Genomic DNA, 17,511 nt, shown 5'->3' with positions numbered 1-17,511 from the left:
TATCCTGCTTTACGACTGGAGACACACCAACTGTCTGGAATAACTGCTTAGCTTTTCCCGGGTCTCTTCCAACTCCCTGGATGGTATGGACATGCCAACTATGCCTGCGCCGGTATGAAGCCACGCGTTCTTATTTTTCTGAAAAATAGTCCGCAAAACAAGGGCGGCATCCATTACGCCGTCGCTGTCAAAAGTCATTACGCAGCCGCTGTAGAGATTTCTGGGGTGAGACTCGAATCTTCCTATGGCCTCAATAGACTCTTTTTTGGGTATCCCTGAAGCCGTAACGGCAGGGAAAAGGGCATTAAACGCATGCCATGAGTTATAGCCGGGTTTAAGTTTTCCTTTTAATCTGGAAGCAATATGCTGAACAGTCCCTCTGTTGGCAACTGACATGAAATCACTCACGGCAATGGTTTCGGAATCACAAATGCTTTTCATTTCTTCCAACGCCAGTTTTACGGAAACCGCATGCTCCGCAATCTCTTTGGGATCATTTAAGAGCTCATCTCTAAGCTTGTTCCCCTCTTCCTCACTGCCGCCGCTTGCGCGGGTTCCCGCAAGGGGCTGGGTGCTTACCCAGCCTTGGCTGTCAACTTCGACAACCGTTTCCGGACTGAACCCGGCCGCATTCAAACTGCCGAGGTTAAGAAGAAAGGATCGCGCGGGAGAATTGACCTTTCTGCCCGCAATATAACTGGCAACCATATCCAGTTCCTGATTAAGGGGGATTTTTCTGGCCAAAATTATTTTTTGATATTTACGCTCCCGGATTTCCCCCACAGCATCCGCCACTATTTTCATGTATTCTTCAGCGTTATGGGTATTTACCCACGGTACTTCCAATTTTCGCCTGTTTACTCGTTTAGCAAGGCAATTTTCAATACTTTTGTTATGTCCCGCATCCAATATCTTCCTCACCAGTTGGCCAAACTCTTTAAAGCGGTCCTCTCCCAAGGCTCTTAAAAGGATTGAGCCTTGTATAAACCGCACTTCAACTTCAGGAATAAACAGTTTCAGAAGGCAGTTGTCTTCAGACAGAAGCGGCAGTTTGTGATTATAGCGGGACAGTCCGAAATTGGCAGTTCCATAAGCACGCCAGTTTTTTAGCCGAACCGCTAAGAAGACTCTGGCAATGGTTTCACTTAACATGCCATTTTCCAACTGCAGCGTTTTATTTTCTGTTTTTAGTGTTGTATATTCAGAATCGACGGATAACAAGGCATGAATTCCCATCCCCAAAGACAATTCTTCCTTATTTTCGTAAAGGAGATAGTCTGCAAAGATGCCGGACTCGACAATCTGTGCTGCCGTATAATGGGCATCTCCTGCAAAATCAATTGTTTCTTCGCTGTAGGATGTTAGGTCATGTTCTGCTTTACGGTCAAGTTCCGCCGCCATCGCTTTAAGTTTTGTCTTATCGACTTTGCCAACGCTGGTAAACGGCCAGAAATCTATGAGTTCGATTTGATCCGGCATTTTATAGCGCGCAACCCCTATGTCATTAAAAAATTTATGAATGTCCGTAAGGCTGATTTCTTCCTTGTCGGTTATCAAATACGCGCAGCTTCTCTCGCCAAGATTTTCATCGGGAAGGCCAATCAAGGCGGCGTCTTTTATATCCGGGTGCAAGCATAGATAAGACTCTACTTCAGCCGGCATGATCTTTTCGCCGGCCCGGTTGATTTGCTCTTTTATGCGCCCCCCGATTTGTAAATTCCCATCCGGAGTGATTCTTGCCTTATCCCCGGAACGATAAAAACCATCGGGGGTAAAATCCTTGCGGTTCTGTTCGGGCGCCCGGTAGTAACCGCTTATTGTATAGGGACCTCTCACAAGAAGTTCGCCATATTCTCCTGCCGCCACATCGTTTCCGTCTGGACCAATAATTCTTATTTCATCACTATCCGAAATTGGATGCCCCTGGCAGCTGTGGATGATATGATCAGGATCGTCAAGGGAAGTGGAGCAAATGAGGCCTTCCGCCATACCGAAAACCTGCTGAAGCCGGCACTGTATTTCCGGCATTATGCGTTTCGCAAGATTTTCATCCAACATAGCCCCGCCTACCTGGAGGACTTCAAGGCTTGAGATATCGCTTGAGGTATCCCACTCCAGCACCTCCAGCCATAAATTTGCCATCGCAGGAACAAGCGCGGTTATTGTCACCCTCTCTTTCTCAATAAGCGGCAAGGCTTCATCGCAGCTGGTGGTTTTGCACAAAACCACCTTGCCGCCGACTGACAGTGTCCCAAGGATTCCGGGGCAGCAAAGGGGAAAGTTATGGGCAATCGGTAAAACGGCAAGATAGACGCTTTGCGGGTTCAGTTTGCAGCGTATGGCGGAAGCTTTTGCATTATACGCGTAATCGGCATGGGTTCTTGGAATCAGCTTAGGTGTGCCGGTCGTCCCGCCGGATAAGAGCAAAAGGGCAATATCTCCGTATGAAGGTGATTCCAGGTCTACCGGCGGCCTGCTGATATCGGCAAGATTGATGCCGCCTTCGCTTTTACCATCGGTGATAATAAATTTGACGCAGGGATGCTGTTTCACTAATTGATCTGCCATTTTTTTGTAGTCAAAGCCAAGAAATGTTGTCGGTATAATATAAGCAACCGGTTTTGCAAGTCCAAAAACCCCGTCAAGTTCACTCTCCCTGTGGGCAGGCAGGGAAAGAACCGGCAGAGCTCCCATACGAAACAGGGCAAAGCATGTGACGACGAAAGATATACGGTTCGGGAGCTGCACCACCACATTGTCGCCTTTCTTTATTCCCATATCAAAAAAGCCGGCAGCAAGTTCATCAACCTTGCGGTCAAGCTCCCAATAGGTGAGTCTGGTATCATCGGCAACAAGCGCGACTCTGTTTTGATATTTTTCAGCCCATAATCTTAATTGTTGTCCAAGCGTTAATGGTTCCCAATAACCAAGTTGTTCGTATTTTTTTACAGCATTGTCAAACCATTCCTCGTTTGCGTTCATTCTGTCCCCTCCCCCGATAATCATAGGTGTTTTTCCGATTTTCCAATTTTCCTTGAATTTCTTTTGGAGGCTTTTACAGTCCGGCATAGGCGATAAAAATGTCTGTTATCGTCCCGTTTTCGAATTAGTTGGTTACGCGCCTGTCAAATTTAAGTGTTGAAATAGAATTTGCGAGACAGACCGCAAAAGAATATCCTTTCGCGTCTGCAGAAAAAAGTGATTCCCTTCAATCATTTCAAGAGTAAACTCACCGCAGGTATGGCCCGCCCAGGCCTCAATCTCTTTTTGGTTCGCCTCCATATCCTCTTTCCCGCCGAATGCCGAAATCGGACAGGCAAGCGGCACATCCTCCGAATAGACATATGTTTCGTCAACAGTAAAGTCCGCCCGTAAAATCGGGATGAATAATTCCATAAGCTCTCTGTTTTGCAAAATTGCCTCGGGTGTGCCCGACAATCGGCGCAGTTCCTTTACAAACTCATCATCCGGCAGATGATGAATGGGCTTGGGTTCCGCTATTTGCGGCGCACGGCTTCCTGAAACCAGCAGGCGGCAGGGCCGAATATTCCATTTTTTCCGCAGATTCCGCGCCAGTTCAAAAGCAATTCTCGCTCCTAAACTGTGACCGAAAAAGATAAACGGGCGTTGCAAATACGGAACAATCGCGGCGGAAATTGCCTCCACCAGTTGGCTCATTTTATAGAACGGCGGTTCCGCCAGCCGGTTTTCCCTGCCGGGAAGCTGTATTGGATATACTCCCACATCAGCGGGAAAAGCCTTGGCCCATTCCTTGTAAATCAAGGCGCCTCCGCCTGCATAAGGCAAACAGAAAAGGCGAAGCTTCTCATTGACCATAGGAGAAGTAAGCAGCCACGGAGTGGCTATTTTTTGCGGTTCCATTATCGACTCCTCAGTTCAAACATGTCTTTTTTTATATCTTTCATTTCTTTCATTATCTTTTATTGTCCCTCACCACCGCTGCTGGGGGCGGCAACAGCGGCGTTATAGGCTAAATACGCTGGTCTATGCCAAAAACGAACTGCCTTGCCGGCATGGGATAGGCTCCCGTAATATCGGAAGTTTTGTAGGAACCACGCAATTCATAAGCTTCGTTCGCCAGGTTATATACTTTGAGATAAGCGCGGGTATCCGGATTTATCTTATAGTTTACGCCCAGATCAACCACCCAGTAATCTTCTGAGGAAAACGCCTTCAGATTGCGCCCGGTTGCCCCTCTGAGACTAAGATCGGCATTCCATTTGTCCTGCCCGTATTGGAGGCTTAACCGGTAACCATTCGGCTGACTGTTGTTAATATCATCCTGATAACTGCCGGCGCCATGTTCTTTTTCTTCCACTTTAACATAAGAATAACCGGCCGCTATTTGCCACTGGGGGGATAATTGCCGCTTCAGACTGAGGTCCAGCCCGCTTCTTTTCTGCTCAGCCACGTTTGCATACTGATAAACAGGAAAAGCGGTTGTACCCAGATTCTGATAGGTTATCGCATCTTCAACACGGCTGGTAAACACGCTGGCCTGAAGTTCCGTTTCTTTCGCCAGTCTGGCGTTCATCCCCAGCGTGATCACATCGCCGGTTTCCGGCCGGAGATTCAGATTGGGAACAACGATGCCGTTCCCATATACTTCATCAATAAACGGCACTTTGAAAACCTGTCCCCAGGATGCAAAAACATTAGTGGTATTGTTGATTTCCCGGTTTACCGTGATGCGGGTAGTGGATTTATTGCCGAACAGGCTGTAACTGTCATACCGCACCCCTGCCGTCACAGACCAGTTTTGGGGCAGCCGCCAGTGATTTTCCAGAAAACCGGCCCGGTTGGTTATTTTTTTGTCGCTGATCCCCTGTTCGGAATTATCGTACGTGGTCTGGCGCCAGGAAGCCCCGCCCAGCAATGTATAATTGTCACTGAACTTCCAGGTTTGCTGCCATTCCGCTCCGTCGGTCTGATTGGTAAACCGGCCCCAGTTTACATCGATGCCATATAAATTGGTCATATTTTCATAATTATAAGTAAGATAGTTGCGGTACAATTTGATAAAATTATCGGTTTTTTCCCCTTGCTCCCAGCGGTAAGTCAGGGAAACGTCGTTCTCCACATAGGCTTTCACCCCATTGGGGAAATAATAATAAGGCTGCACCGTCTGATCCGGTATGACATTAAATCCTTTCCGGCCGTCGATATGATCGACGGTCAAGGTAACGGAACGATTATTGCCCAGATCTTTATCCAGGCGTATATTCAATGAATCCTGGTCAACGGCAGTATTCACAGCCCGCTCAACTTCCCCGCTGCGGGAATTTTTATAGCGATAGTCGTCTTGGTGTTTTCGCTCGAAATTGATGCGGTAGCTGAAATCACCGACTTTATTTTCCGTATTCAGGTTGTACCGGCGCAAGCCCCAGCTGCCGGTTTCCAGGGTGTAATGAGTATCCGGCTTGGAACCTTTACGGGTGATAATATTAATCACGCCACCGACTGCGTCGCTGCCATATAGTGCGGAAGCAGGCCCTTTGACAATCTCGATCCGTTCAATACTATCCACACTGGGTAAATAATAAAGATCCGCGCCGAATCGGCCCATACGCTGACCGCCTTCCTGGTTGAGCTTGCGGCCGTCGATCAAAATAAGCACACGGTCGTCGCCATTGATGGAGGGAATACTGGCGGTAGCGTCTTCCGACATCATTACATTGGTCTTTTTAAAAATATCCGGTACATTGGCCGCCCCGCTTCTGGCAATTTCTTCGCGGGTAATGACAGTCACGCTGGCTGCTGTTTCCGTCTTTTTTACCGGCATCCGGTTGGCAGTCACCACGTACTCATCCAGGCTGAATTCCTGTTCGTCGGCAAACACCGTTGATCCGGCCAGTAACAAAGCCCCGCTCACCAGTGCGCTGACCAAACGTTGTTTTTGCTTTTTCTTCACAATATCACCTCATCATTATGATAAAACCGCCAAATAGTCTTTTGCTTTCGGCAGCTTTCACCGGTTAACCGGTTATACAATACCGGCTTTTTCAAAATTCGAGAGCAGCAGCCGCTTTCCCCATAAGCTGCCCAAATAGGCCGTAATCACCGTAAGCAGGCAGATCACGGCAAGCATTGCCGGATTCATTAAATCCAGGCATTTTTGAAGTACAGCCAGTTGCTCTGTTCCATTTGCCGCCTGTTGCGCTGCATAGGCGTTCTTCATAAAGGTAAGGGGAAAACCTTCCCCCACAGCAAATCCCAGCATGTAGCAGGCAAAACCGGTTGCCGCCGCGACAAACTTCCCCCTGCCTATATAACCAAATACAATCTCTCCCAGAACTCCCCCCAAAAAAATGCTCATTCCAAACACACCGGCCGGCGCCATGTTTAAAAAGACCAAACCCATTAGGGCGCCGCTGATGACAAAAACCCCGCGCATCGGCGCTTTTGCGATCATCAGCATAAAAATAATTCCTCCCGGAATGGCTAAAATAACCGGCATAAAGATTAAAATCAAAGGAATTAGTCCGATGGTAAATCCCATCAGCATAAAGATGCCAACGATCAAGGCATTAAAAATGCCAATGGTGATCAAATGCCGGACAGTCTGGTTGTTATTCCTTGTTGCCGCCATGATTGCACTCCCCCTTTATTCTTGGTTATTGCAGGTCATTCTGGTCAGTCTGCCGTCTGCCGCCAAATATAAAATTTTGTCAAAGGTATTCGCGGCAAATTCATAATCATGTGAAATAACAAAAATACACCGCCCTTCTTGCGCCAGTTTTCTGATAATCCGGCTAACTTTTGCCATATTTTCTCCATCCAGCCCGCTGGTAGGTTCATCCAGAAACAAAAGTTTCGTGTTTCGCATGCAGGCCAGCGCAATCGCGAGACGCTGTTTTTGCCCGCCGGAAAGAGACGCGGGATGGGTGTCTTTATAGTTTTCAAGCTGGAAAAAACGAAGATATTTCTCTGCTTGCGCCGCTATATCGGGAAACGCTTTACATCCCAGCAACATCTCCTCCCATACGCTGGGGGCAAAAAGCTGGTAATCCACATCCTGCATAACATAGAATGAATTTTGGATTCGCGTCTCCCTCCCGGCCTTTTTTCCCTCAATAAGTATCTCTCCCCCCTTTGGTTTTTCCAGCCCCATCAGCACTCGCAGCAGAGTGCTCTTCCCAATGCCGTTTTTTCCCATGATACCGGTAATTTCACCCCGATAAGCGCTTAACGAAATGTTATCCAGAATGGGTTTTCCTCTTTTATAGCCAAAGGATAAATTCACTGCTTGCAGAAAAGGGGTCGGGTTTTCCTGACGGCAGAACGCATTGGCTGCCGGTTGCAGGGCTGTCTTATCAGAATAACGCAGTCCCCTGTCCCGGAACCACCCGCTAGATTTTGCAAAAAAATCCCGGCCGCTAAATTCCTCCTTCCACTTCCCGTCTTCCATGAAAACCACACGGTCGGCCAAATCTTTTAAATAGGAAAGCTTATGTTCAGAAACAATGACGGTACGCCCTTTGGCTTTGAGTGTTTTCAGTATATCGCAAAGTTGATCCGTTCCTATTTCGTCTAAATTGGCGGATGGTTCATCTAAAACATAAATTTCCGGTTCCAATGTATAGGCAGATGCCACGGCTACTTTTTGTTTTTCGCCGCTGGAAAGCGCCAAGATGGATCTCGCCAGCAGTCCATTAAGGCTTAAATCTTGAACGGTTTTCTTTATTTGCGTCTGCATCGCATGCCTTTCAACCCCATAGTTTTCGCTGGGAAATGCAAGTTCGCTCCTAACATGCAAGGTAAAAAACTGGGATCGCGGGTCCTGAAAAACCGAACCTACCTTGCGTGATATTTCGCGAATTGAAGCCGTTTTTATGTCCAGACCGCCAACGGATACTTCCCCCTTTAACTCAACGTCAAAGAAATTCGGTATTAGACTGTTGACTAAGCGGGTAACCGTTGTTTTGCCGCAGCCGCTTTTTCCGGTTAAGACCACAAATTCGCCTTGCTGTACATTCAGGCTGAAACCGGTAAGACTTTCCTGGTTACTGTTCCGGTAAGTCACATGCACATTACGGAACTGAATCACCGTTTTTTTCGACCCGGTGTTATCCAGCCCATTCCCCGCACCGGTAGCCGCCTTTTATTTTTCAAAGTCGCCTTCTCCTTTCTACCTAACCAAACGGTCAAAGAATTTATGATAGTGTAAAAAAATGAATGCCGCGGCAACTGCCAGGCCTGCAACACAGCAGACGGCGTCCTGCTTATCAAACCGGACCCCGGTGCAGGATGTCCTTCGGCGTTCTGCGTCCAGCCCTTTGCACAGAGCCGCTGCCGCCAGCTCATCCGCCAGTTTGCCGCTGCGAATAAGCAAAGGAATCATAAATTTTTCGACCGTCGTTACCGGGTGTAAAAGCATCCCGGCAAAGGATGGATTCAGTCCTCTCATTTTCAAGCTGTCTTTGACATACATTATTTCGCACCTCACTGTGGGGATATAACGGTAGACCACAGCTAACGGAATAATCAGCGTCTTAGGAACACGCATCTGCTCCAATGCTATAATCAATTCATTCATAGGCGTCTTTTCCAACAGAATTATGTAGGCCATATAAATAGGAATGAGCCTGCACAGCAGTAAAATAATCATCGCCACCAGCATGCTGACCGGTTGGATTGGGATAAACCAAAGAAATTCATTGACGGCCAGTAATGCCGTATACAATGCCAAAAAGTAAATAGTCGTTACTGTCATCCTTTGAAAAGCCATGATCACGGCTAGTATGGCAAATAAAATAAAAAGTTCAACGCGGCTCCCGCCCAGGAAGGTCAATAAGGATACGACAACAACCAGCAGCATCCACACTCTGGGATCAGGCTTGGATGCCTTAAAGTCAATAGCACCATCCACTGATTTCACCTCCCATTGACAAATCTGCATATATTGATAATGATTATCTCTCTCACTTAAAATCATACTAAAATATCCAGGCCGTCTCTACCTCTAAACGGATTTAATAAACAGTAACCGGATTTTTTATCCATTTAGCTTGTATTTATCTTCTTAATAAAAAAACGACTGTATCCAAAAATGATACAATCGCGAAATTACACTCTTATTTATTCCTTTTGCAATAGATATTCACTCGGACTAATGCCAAATTTTTTGCGAAATGCCAGTGCGAAGTAACTGGCATTCGAATAGCCGATATAAGAAGCTGCTTCCCCCACATTTATATTCTTTTCCTCAAACAGTTGCTTTGCCAGTTCCAACTTTTTGTTTACAACATAAGCATGCACGGTTTGACCGAATAACTGCTTAAAACCATTTTTCAATTTAAATTCATTCAGGCAAATCAGTTTTGACAAACCGGCAAGGGTTGGCGGCGAGACAACGTTTTGATCTAAAATTTGCTTGGCTTCATAAATACTTTTTACATCCTGCCGGGAAAGGTTTGGACAACGGCTTGGCATCCTTTCTTTTTGATAGATGATCTCATTTAGATAAACTGCCATAAATTCAAGCAGCTTCCCTTCCATATAAATCTTTCCTACCGAGTCATGATATGGACAATGGATCAGTTGATGCAGAACGGTTTTCATAGCCGGTGACAGTTTATGTGTGGAAAAAGCTGTGTTTGGTGCTTGAAAACTACGCATTGCATCTGATAAACAATCACCGCTGAAATCCCTGAGCTTATCAGGATAGATTTCCACAGTGACAATCCTATGCCGAAGATTGGGCGGGAACATTACACGCCTTAGATTGGTTGCACTGAATGCGGCAAAATTAGAGGTATCTACAACAAGTTCTTTTTCCTCCAGAACAAATTCCCCTGCCAGGCAAAAATATAGCACGATACGCGGTATGCTAAAATTGGCGCCGCCGCACACAGTATCGCAAAACGTAAGTTCCGAGTCTTTGATTTGGGCAAAAGGGCAGGCCAACAGTTGCTTCACATGCCCGCTGCCAAATTGTTGGGGTAGGGGAGAACAGTTAATATTATGCGGGGGCGAATACATCAAATACGGCCTGTTGTTATAAAACAACCAGTGTTCTTCTATTTCTTTGTTACCTTGTCTCTCCGTCTTCCATCCATGCATAGCACTCTTCCTTAATTGTGAATTGTGCGAAATTAACCTCTGAGCAAAACCATGAGACAGACCTAATCCTGCCTTGAGTCAAGAAAGTGAATACGTATGGCAAGACAAGTTATCAAACCAATATCGCTATCGGACGAAAATATATCTTATTGAGACGCAATTACGGCGTATCATGCATTGACTACACAGAAATCGGCATCGTCTCATCCATTTGTTCCAATAATACTTCCCTTAACTCAGCATATTTTTGCCGCTGTTCCGGAATAATCCGGCGTTTCTGATCCCGCGATAGAAAAATTTTGAATATCCCTTGTCCTTCACTGTTGAAAAACTGGATCGACATGGACTCAAGGCCCCGATAAGGCCGATTAACAAAAAAAATGCTTTTGATGGCGCTCGCCTTGATATGTCCCCCGATGGGCGATTGACCATGTTTAAAATTATAGTACCCAAAGCCATGACTGCCAGGCGGTATATGTCCCTTCACTTCAAGAATCGCCGCCTCGTTGGCAACAAGCAGGGTGACAACTCCCCAGTCTGCTACGGCCGTCATTATTTCGTCAAAACAGGCAGCCGACACTTCTTGGGCATCTTCGAAGGACATAGCTCTGATTACATCCATCTCTGACACCCCCAATTCAGCCGCAATACTACTCGGCACTTTACCAGGATATTTCCTCAAAACCTCAGCGATTTTAATGCGCATTTCCCTAAACTCCTTCCTATTGTCTCATCTTTGTGCAACAATGACCTGATGTCCGGATCTAACAGACAGGTAACCGGCATCAATTTAAATGAAAGGAAACCGGCATGGTGGTATAGCATACTACAGCCTGACCGCTGTCACGGTCTTTGGCCGGGACAAACCGCCACTCCCGTACGGCGGCTATAGCCGCGTCATCCAGCATTTCATATCCTGACGAACGGGCTACCGCGACACTGCCCGGCCGGCCGTTTTCCAGAATTTGCACCTTAACCACTACCGTCCCTTCGATACCGGCCTGGCGGGCTGATTTTGGGTAAACCGGCTCTACTTTGGCTAAAATACTAGGCGGACTCACCCCGCCGCCGTTGCCGCCACCGCCCGTATTGCCGGCAGTACTGCTACCGCTGCCGGCAGGTACTGCCGGCGCGTTATGTATTTCATTATCGCCGGTCACTGCCGGAGTTTCGGCTGCCGCTGGGGACGTATCAGCTACCGACGCTGCCTGGGGCGCAGGAGTTGCAGGTCGGGCCTGCCGGATTGCAGACGCAGGCGGGACAGGCTGCGCTACACTGGCCGGCAGCGTTTGAGGATCAGCTGCCACCGTATTCTGCCTGGGCTCTTCAATCTGAGGTTCATTTGCTATATCCAATTCAATATATTGTTCTATAACTGCCGGTATGGTAACCAACCGGGCAGCCATATAGCCGGAACCCGCCAAAAGGAAAATATGAAAAATAACCGAGATCATTACGGCCCGGCGCCAGCGGAATCCATGTTTCATATGCCTACCTCGCCTTCAATTCGGTAGCCACTGCCACCCGGCGCGCCCCTGCCAGCTTCAGTTCATCCAGTACCGCAATAACCTTGCCATACTCAGCCTGTTTATCGGCCCGCAATACAAACACATTATCCGCTTGTTTAACCAACTCCGCAGTGATGCGTTTTTGCAGCAACGGCAGCGGAATTTCTTCCTGGTCGAACATAACCCGTCCATCATGCAGGACGGTGACGTTGATGCTGCGCGGCTTATCTTGCTGGACGGCTGATGCCTGCGGCAAATTTACGGGGATGGTATGTTGCTCCACCATATATAACGTACTCATCATGAAGAAAACCAGCAGAAAAAATATAATATCAATCATGGGAATAATCATCAATTGCGGCTGGCCGTCTATCCGCAGACTACGCAATTTCATGAGTTTCCCTCCGCAGCGGCTTTTTTGCGGTTAAACAGTTGATTATTTTCATGCCCGTTTGTTCCACGTCTGTTACCAACTGGTCTAGACGGTGGGTAAAATAGGTGTGAGCCATAAAAGCCAGAACGGCTACGCTTAAACCGGCAGCCGTCGCCACCAGTGCTTCACCGACCCCGCCGGTGATGGCCATGGGCTGACCGGACTTCACATTAAGGACGCTGAAGGAACTGATCATACCGATGACCGTCCCCAGCAATCCCAGCAACGGTGACAAAGTGACGACAGCACTAAGATAATTCAAATATTCGCGCAAACGGGCCGCCGCCAGCGTGGCTGCACCTTCCAACGCACTTTCCATATTACCGCCCCGCTGATAGGTTTGTATTCCTTGTGCCGCCACCTGACCGACAATTCCTGGCGTTTGCTCGCACAATTGCGCCGCCTCGCTTAGACGCTGCCGTTCCAGCAATGGCTCCAGTTTAGCAAGAAAATCCTGCGTATCGGCAGACTGACTCCGGAAATACAGAAACCGCTCCACCGTAATGGCTACTACCGCCAGGGAGCACACCGCCAGGAGGTACATGACCGGCCCGCCTTTATGAAATAAACTTAAACCTTGGGACAAAAACTCCATTATTGCTATGGCCTCCTTTTATAATAATTGATAATAAATATCATTTTCAATTATAACTACACGCGGAGGAACAAGCAACTAATTTTATTCATTTTTTAATTTATTAATCTTCCTGTCTTACAGCAGAGACAGTGCCTTCCGTCTCCAGATGATAATAAAATAGCGAGAGGGAAAACCCTCTCGCTGCTGTTTTAGCAAGTTATTATAACCGGCGCATCAGCCGCATGCCGTTCAGTGTTACCAGGATGGCGGCGCCCGTATCGGCCAGGACCGCCAGCCAAAGGTTTACCATCCCCAAGAATGTGGCTGCTACAAATACCCCTTTGATAAGGATTGAAAAGCTGATATTTTGCTTGATGATTGCTACCGTCTTGCGGCTAAGCTTGATTACATAGGATAACTTGCCCAGATCGTCGGCCATCAGCGCAATATCTGCCGTCTCAAGCGCGGTGTCGGAGCCGGCTACCCCCATGGCAACGCCTACATTGGCTGCCGCGAGAGCCGGCGCATCGTTAACGCCGTCGCCGACCATTACGACATTGCCATATTTACGGGCGATGCTTTTCACAGTCGAAACTTTATCTGCAGGCAAAAGCTCACTATAAAAGGCGTCAAGATCAAGTTTCTCGGCGATAGCCCCGGCGACACGCTTGTTATCTCCCGTCAGCATGGCAATATGTTGCATGCCTGCTTCCCGCAGCGACTGAACGGCGCCTTTACTGGTATCGCGCAATGTGTCGGCTATGGCGATCATGCCGTAAACCGTATCTTTCGTACCCAGCAGCATAACAGTCTTGCCTTGGCTTTCAAGTTCCGCCAGTTTAGGCTCAAACCGGGTGAGACTATGGCCCAGCTCGGCAAATAACCGGCGATTGCCGATGTATACCGTCTGTTCTTCAATGTCGGCCTGAACGCCGCGTCCTATCAGCGCCTTGAAGTTTGTCACCTGCTTGAGGTTAAGGTTTTTTGCCTTGTTCACAATAGCCAGGGCCAGCGGATGCTCCGACCATCTTTCGATAGCCGCCGCAAGCGTTAATAAGTCTGTTTCGCTCATGCCGTTAGCTGTCACAATATCAGTAACGGCGGGATGGCCTATGGTTAAGGTTCCGGTCTTGTCAAAGGCAATCGCCTGGGTGCCGCCCATTTGTTCAAGATAAGCCCCGCCTTTTATCAATACCCCGCGCCTGGACGCATTACCGATGGCGGCAACGATGGAAACCGGCGTGGAAATGACCAGGGCACAGGGGCAGGATATAACAAGCAACACCAGTCCCTTATAGAACCAAGGCGCAAAGGGCTGAGCGAAGGCAAGCCACGGTAGGACCATGATGCCGGCGGCAGCCAGCAAGACGGCCGGTGTATAATATTTGGCAAACACATCAACAAACTGCTGGGACGGGGCCTTTTGGGCCTGGGCTTCTTCCACCAAGTGCATGATTTTGGCAAGTGTCGAATCGGCGGCAATCTTAGTTACCTCGATTTCCAGCACCCCGTGCCCGTTTACCGTACCGGAGTAGACGCTATCGCCAGCCTGTTTATCAACGGGAAAGGACTCACCGGTAATTGTCGCCTGGTTGACTGCCGAGGCGCCGCGGCGTACAATACCGTCCATGGCGATGCGCTCACCCGGTTTAACAATAATCGTGTCACCTATGACAATATTTTCTACCGGCAGGGTTTGCTCCTGACCGTCGCGCCGCACCAGCGCTGTGGGAGGAGCCAGTTCCATCAAGGCCCGGATTGATTGACGGGTTTTATCCATAGTATAGGCCTGAAGCATATTGCCGAAGGAGAAAAGGAAGGCAACAACAGCGGCTTCACTCCATTCCCCGATGACTGCCGCACCGGCGATGGCTACCGTCATGAGAAAGTTCATATCCAGTGTCCGCGAGCGTAGTCCGTAAAGGCCGATTTTGGCCACATTATAACCGCCGGTGATTGCTGCCAAGGCAAACAAAGACGTCGGTACCTGTTCCTGCATACCGGTCCATTGCAGAATCATGGCAACTGCTATCAGTACGCCCGACCCTGCAGTCGCAAGGGTTCGGGGAGTTTTCCACCACGTTGCCTTAGCCGGTGGCGTGTAAGCCGCTTTATCGCCCGGTTCAGCTTTATAAGCGGCTTGCTCACCTGCCTGAGTTGCCTTGACAAGTGTCGCCTGATAGCCAAAGCCGCCAATCGCCTTCACCAATTCTCCGGGCTGTATTAACGATCCGTCATAAATTACCTTCATTTTGGCGGCGGTGAAATTCACTTTGACATCAATGACGCCCTTGATGCCGCTGATGCCCTTTTCCAGCTTGGCAGCGCAGTCGCCGCAATCCAATCCGTCCAGGTCAAAGGTGCTGCTGACACGCTGCGTCCTGTCAGCGGCTACTGCCGTCTCCGCAGCTCCAGCCATAACTTCCCCCGAACAACCGCAACTGCACCCATTGCTTGACACGTTTGGCGGCTGAACCACCGCTGCCGTCGCAGCGCAACAACAGCTATCCGGACAAGCCGCTTGTATTCCATCTTTGTCCATCTTTTCCTCCTCTATCGATGCTCTATGTGTTCGATGCCCTGGGAAAGCAGCAGGGAGACATGATCGTCATCCAGTGAGTACCAGACCATCTTGCCCTCCCTGCGGTATTTCACCAGCCGCAAACTGCGCAGCAGCCGGAGATGGTGCGATACCGCCGACTGCCCCATTTGAACCACTGCAGCGATATCACATACGCAAAGTTCCCGCCGCGACAAGGCGTGAAGAATTTTCACCCTAGTGTGATCGCCCAGAATCCTGAAAACTTCAGCCAGTTGCTGAGCCTGTTCGTCTGAAAGCATCTCCGCCTTAGCCAGGCAAATGTTCTGTGGATGCTCACAAAGCTGTTCGCATACATCGCATTCTTCTTCTCTCATATAATCACCTCAAACATATGAACAATTGTTCATATGTTATATTATATGCTGGTCTCATAAGTTTAGTCAATCACTTTTTGACGGACGGTTTGATATTTCTTTATAATCCTGTTTTGTCACCTGTCCGTACCAACAGTCATAATATAAATTAAGAAATATTATGTGAAAAAAAACAGAAAGGAGGCAACTAGAGGTAACTATGGGAAAGCAATGCAATTGCAATTATTGGGACTGTGACTATAATTGCCCCTGCTGCAATTTCGTCCATACCTGCGGCTATTTTGAATGCGACGAAGCTGCAGTGGCCATCGCCCGTGTAAAAGGGGGACCGTTGGCGCCGGATATCAATGGCACCGTCATCTTTACCTCCATAGCCGGCGGTACGGAAGTTTTTGTAAAAGTAAATGGACTTCCTCCCTTTGAGCCGGCTCAATGCAACCAGCCCCAAATCGGACCCCATGGTTTTCATATTCACCAAAAAGGCTGCTGCCAAGTGGGTGATCCGGCCAACCCGTTCCTGGCAGCGGGAGAACATTGGAATCCCACTAAACAGCCTCACGGCAACCACGCCGGCGACTTCCCGGTTCTCTTTTCTAACAACGGCTATGCCTGCATGGCATTTTTTACCAACAAATTCAGGGTGGAAGACGTAATCGGAAAATCTGTGATTATTCATCAAGGTCCCGACGACTATCAGACCCAGCCGGCAGGCGGAGCAGGGAAACGGCTGGCCTGCGGTGTAATTCGGCACATGTTTTAAACAGACCCATCTTATGGGGGCAGCTTTCATTACCGTCAGCGAGGTCCATGACGCAATGAGCGGCAAACTCGGTAAAAAGTTTATACATTAGCCTGTCTCAGGCTAATACCCGGGGCAATGGGCGCAGATTTGTTTTGCTTATTTGGATAAATATACTATATAATGGATACTGATAAGTTGTTTTTTTTGGAGAATTCAGATTTCTGTTTATGAGAGGAGCGCATATTCACACATTGGACACGAGTGACATAGGTAGACGCTTTTTTTCCTGGCTGGCTACCCCGGTTATTCATTTTTTTAGTGGCTCACTAGGTGCAGCCACACGAATCATACGGTCACGTCCTTTTGATGAAACCCCGGTAACGGAAAAAGAAATTAAAAGTTTAATTCACCAGGGTACGGAAGCCGGTACGTTTGAAAAGGCCGAACAGGATATGCTGCAGCGGGTATTTCGCCTCAGCGAGATCAAAGCCAATGCGCTGATGACACCCCGCACCAAAATGGTTTGGCTTGATTTGGAGGACACAGCGGCAGAGAATCTTAAAATCATTACCGAAAGCAAACATTCCCGCTTCCCTGTAGCCAAGGGCAGTCTTGATAACTTTGTTGGCGTTGTATACACAAAGGATCTTTTTGCTCAGAGTCTGGAACACAGAACCATTGATCTGGAAAAATGCGTGCAGACGCCGCTTTTCATACCCAAATACGCCGGCGCCTTAAAAATATTGGAGATGTTTAAAAGCGCCGGCGCTCACGACGGCATCGTCCTGGACGAGTATGGCGGGGTACTGGGATTCATCACAATATATGATATCGTTACAGAAATTATCGGCGATCTACCCTTTAAAGACGAGCAAGCCAATCCGCAGATGGTAAAGCGGGAAGATGGCTCCTGGCTGTTGGACGGACTTATCGCCATTGATGAATTGAAGAGCATCTTCTGTCTGGATGAGTTGCCTGATGAAGAAGAATATAATACATTAGGCGGTTTTATTACCTGCTATTTGGGGCAAATTCCCGCCACGGGAGAATACTTCGAATGGAACGGTTATAAATTCGAAATTGTTGATATGGACCATATTCGGGTGGATAAAGTACTGATTACACCCTTGCCGGCAAATGAATTAAACACTGAACAATAAAAAAATTTAAAGCACTATCCTTTACGCAGGAGAGTGCTCTTTTGCATTCCTAGTCAAGAAACCCCGCCTGCGGAAATTATATCCGGCAGGCG

General features: G+C 48.2%; 15 protein-coding genes. 2 read left to right on the top strand and 13 right to left on the bottom strand.

Translation table 11 applies throughout. The features are described from left to right. Positions 1-9: 9 nt before the first annotated feature. The 13 genes from MAMMFC1_RS22715 to MAMMFC1_RS13840 form a co-directional block, all read right to left on the bottom strand. On the bottom strand, positions 10-2,982 hold the full coding sequence (locus MAMMFC1_RS22715; RefSeq protein ID WP_126309078.1) for a salicylate synthase: 2,973 nt from the start codon (positions 2,980-2,982) through the stop codon (positions 10-12). Positions 2,983-3,114: 132 nt separating this feature from the next. After that, positions 3,115-3,882 (bottom strand): thioesterase II family protein, encoded by a 768-nt coding sequence (locus tag MAMMFC1_RS13895; RefSeq protein ID WP_174234378.1) that lies wholly within the window; start codon positions 3,880-3,882, stop codon positions 3,115-3,117. 109 nt (positions 3,883-3,991) lie between these two features. Next, positions 3,992-5,932 (bottom strand): TonB-dependent receptor plug domain-containing protein, encoded by a 1,941-nt coding sequence (locus MAMMFC1_RS13890; protein WP_126309076.1) that lies wholly within the window; start codon positions 5,930-5,932, stop codon positions 3,992-3,994. 72 nt (positions 5,933-6,004) lie between these two features. Continuing rightward, the gene (locus tag MAMMFC1_RS13885) at positions 6,005-6,610 is read right to left on the bottom strand and encodes an MptD family putative ECF transporter S component (RefSeq protein ID WP_126309075.1); all 606 of its coding nucleotides are present in this window, start codon (positions 6,608-6,610) and stop codon (positions 6,005-6,007) included. Between the two features lie 15 nt (positions 6,611-6,625). Then, positions 6,626-8,068, bottom strand: a complete 1,443-nt coding sequence (locus MAMMFC1_RS13880; protein ID WP_232035461.1) for an ABC transporter ATP-binding protein — start codon at positions 8,066-8,068, stop codon at positions 6,626-6,628. An 81-nt stretch (positions 8,069-8,149) separates the two neighbouring features. Next, positions 8,150-8,890, bottom strand: coding sequence for an energy-coupling factor transporter transmembrane component T (locus MAMMFC1_RS13875; protein WP_126309073.1), 741 nt, complete (start codon positions 8,888-8,890; stop codon positions 8,150-8,152). A gap of 209 nt (positions 8,891-9,099) precedes the next feature. Next, positions 9,100-10,083, bottom strand: coding sequence for an AraC family transcriptional regulator (locus MAMMFC1_RS13870; protein ID WP_126309072.1), 984 nt, complete (start codon positions 10,081-10,083; stop codon positions 9,100-9,102). 181 nt (positions 10,084-10,264) lie between these two features. Further along, positions 10,265-10,789, bottom strand: coding sequence for a heme utilization cystosolic carrier protein HutX (hutX, locus tag MAMMFC1_RS13865; RefSeq protein WP_126309071.1), 525 nt, complete (start codon positions 10,787-10,789; stop codon positions 10,265-10,267). 79 nt (positions 10,790-10,868) lie between these two features. Further along, on the bottom strand, positions 10,869-11,570 hold the full coding sequence (locus MAMMFC1_RS13860) for an energy transducer TonB (protein ID WP_126309070.1): 702 nt from the start codon (positions 11,568-11,570) through the stop codon (positions 10,869-10,871). A gap of 4 nt (positions 11,571-11,574) precedes the next feature. Then, a complete protein-coding gene (locus tag MAMMFC1_RS13855; protein WP_126309069.1) occupies positions 11,575-11,985 on the bottom strand; it encodes an ExbD/TolR family protein in 411 nt (136 codons plus the stop codon). Further along, positions 11,972-12,619 (bottom strand): MotA/TolQ/ExbB proton channel family protein, encoded by a 648-nt coding sequence (locus tag MAMMFC1_RS13850; RefSeq protein WP_126309068.1) that lies wholly within the window; start codon positions 12,617-12,619, stop codon positions 11,972-11,974. Before MAMMFC1_RS13850 ends, MAMMFC1_RS13855 begins: the two co-directional genes overlap by 14 nt. Positions 12,620-12,821: 202 nt before the next feature. Then, a complete protein-coding gene (locus tag MAMMFC1_RS13845) occupies positions 12,822-15,020 on the bottom strand; it encodes a heavy metal translocating P-type ATPase (protein WP_324332202.1) in 2,199 nt (732 codons plus the stop codon). 134 nt (positions 15,021-15,154) lie between these two features. Then, positions 15,155-15,517, bottom strand: coding sequence for an ArsR/SmtB family transcription factor (locus MAMMFC1_RS13840; RefSeq protein WP_126309066.1), 363 nt, complete (start codon positions 15,515-15,517; stop codon positions 15,155-15,157). A gap of 199 nt (positions 15,518-15,716) precedes the next feature. Here MAMMFC1_RS13840 and MAMMFC1_RS13835 point away from each other — a divergent pair, with 199 nt between their 5' ends. Both MAMMFC1_RS13835 and MAMMFC1_RS13830 read left to right on the top strand, forming a co-directional pair. Next, complete coding sequence (locus MAMMFC1_RS13835) at positions 15,717-16,277, top strand: superoxide dismutase family protein (RefSeq protein ID WP_126309065.1); 561 nt, start codon at positions 15,717-15,719, stop codon at positions 16,275-16,277. 209 nt (positions 16,278-16,486) lie between these two features. Then, the gene (locus MAMMFC1_RS13830; RefSeq protein ID WP_126309064.1) at positions 16,487-17,419 is read left to right on the top strand and encodes a hemolysin family protein; all 933 of its coding nucleotides are present in this window, start codon (positions 16,487-16,489) and stop codon (positions 17,417-17,419) included. Positions 17,420-17,511: the final 92 nt, after the last annotated feature.

The organism is Methylomusa anaerophila (genome assembly GCF_003966895.1).
Classification (GTDB): domain Bacteria; phylum Bacillota; class Negativicutes; order Sporomusales; family Sporomusaceae; genus Methylomusa; species Methylomusa anaerophila.
Note: the sequence above shows the minus strand (reverse complement) of the source record. Positions and strands in the feature narration are given on the sequence as shown.

Bases quoted from the DNA above. Each gene is read 5' to 3' on its own strand.
- MAMMFC1_RS22715 (WP_126309078.1), bottom strand. From the start codon at position 2,982: ATGAACGCAAACGAGGAATGGTTTGACAATGCTGTAAAAAAATACGAA.
- MAMMFC1_RS13895 (WP_174234378.1), bottom strand. From the start codon at position 3,882: ATGGAACCGCAAAAAATAGCCACTCCGTGGCTGCTTACTTCTCCTATG.
- MAMMFC1_RS13885 (WP_126309075.1), bottom strand. From the start codon at position 6,610: ATGGCGGCAACAAGGAATAACAACCAGACTGTCCGGCATTTGATCACC.
- MAMMFC1_RS13870 (WP_126309072.1), bottom strand. From the start codon at position 10,083: ATGCATGGATGGAAGACGGAGAGACAAGGTAACAAAGAAATAGAAGAA.
- hutX (WP_126309071.1), bottom strand. From the start codon at position 10,789: ATGCGCATTAAAATCGCTGAGGTTTTGAGGAAATATCCTGGTAAAGTG.
- MAMMFC1_RS13860 (WP_126309070.1), bottom strand. From the start codon at position 11,570: ATGAAACATGGATTCCGCTGGCGCCGGGCCGTAATGATCTCGGTTATT.
- MAMMFC1_RS13855 (WP_126309069.1), bottom strand. From the start codon at position 11,985: ATGAAATTGCGTAGTCTGCGGATAGACGGCCAGCCGCAATTGATGATT.
- MAMMFC1_RS13850 (WP_126309068.1), bottom strand. From the start codon at position 12,619: ATGGAGTTTTTGTCCCAAGGTTTAAGTTTATTTCATAAAGGCGGGCCG.
- MAMMFC1_RS13845 (WP_324332202.1), bottom strand. From the start codon at position 15,020: ATGGCTGGAGCTGCGGAGACGGCAGTAGCCGCTGACAGGACGCAGCGT.
- MAMMFC1_RS13840 (WP_126309066.1), bottom strand. From the start codon at position 15,517: ATGAGAGAAGAAGAATGCGATGTATGCGAACAGCTTTGTGAGCATCCA.
- MAMMFC1_RS13835 (WP_126309065.1), top strand. From the start codon at position 15,717: ATGGGAAAGCAATGCAATTGCAATTATTGGGACTGTGACTATAATTGC.
- MAMMFC1_RS13830 (WP_126309064.1), top strand. From the start codon at position 16,487: ATGAGAGGAGCGCATATTCACACATTGGACACGAGTGACATAGGTAGA.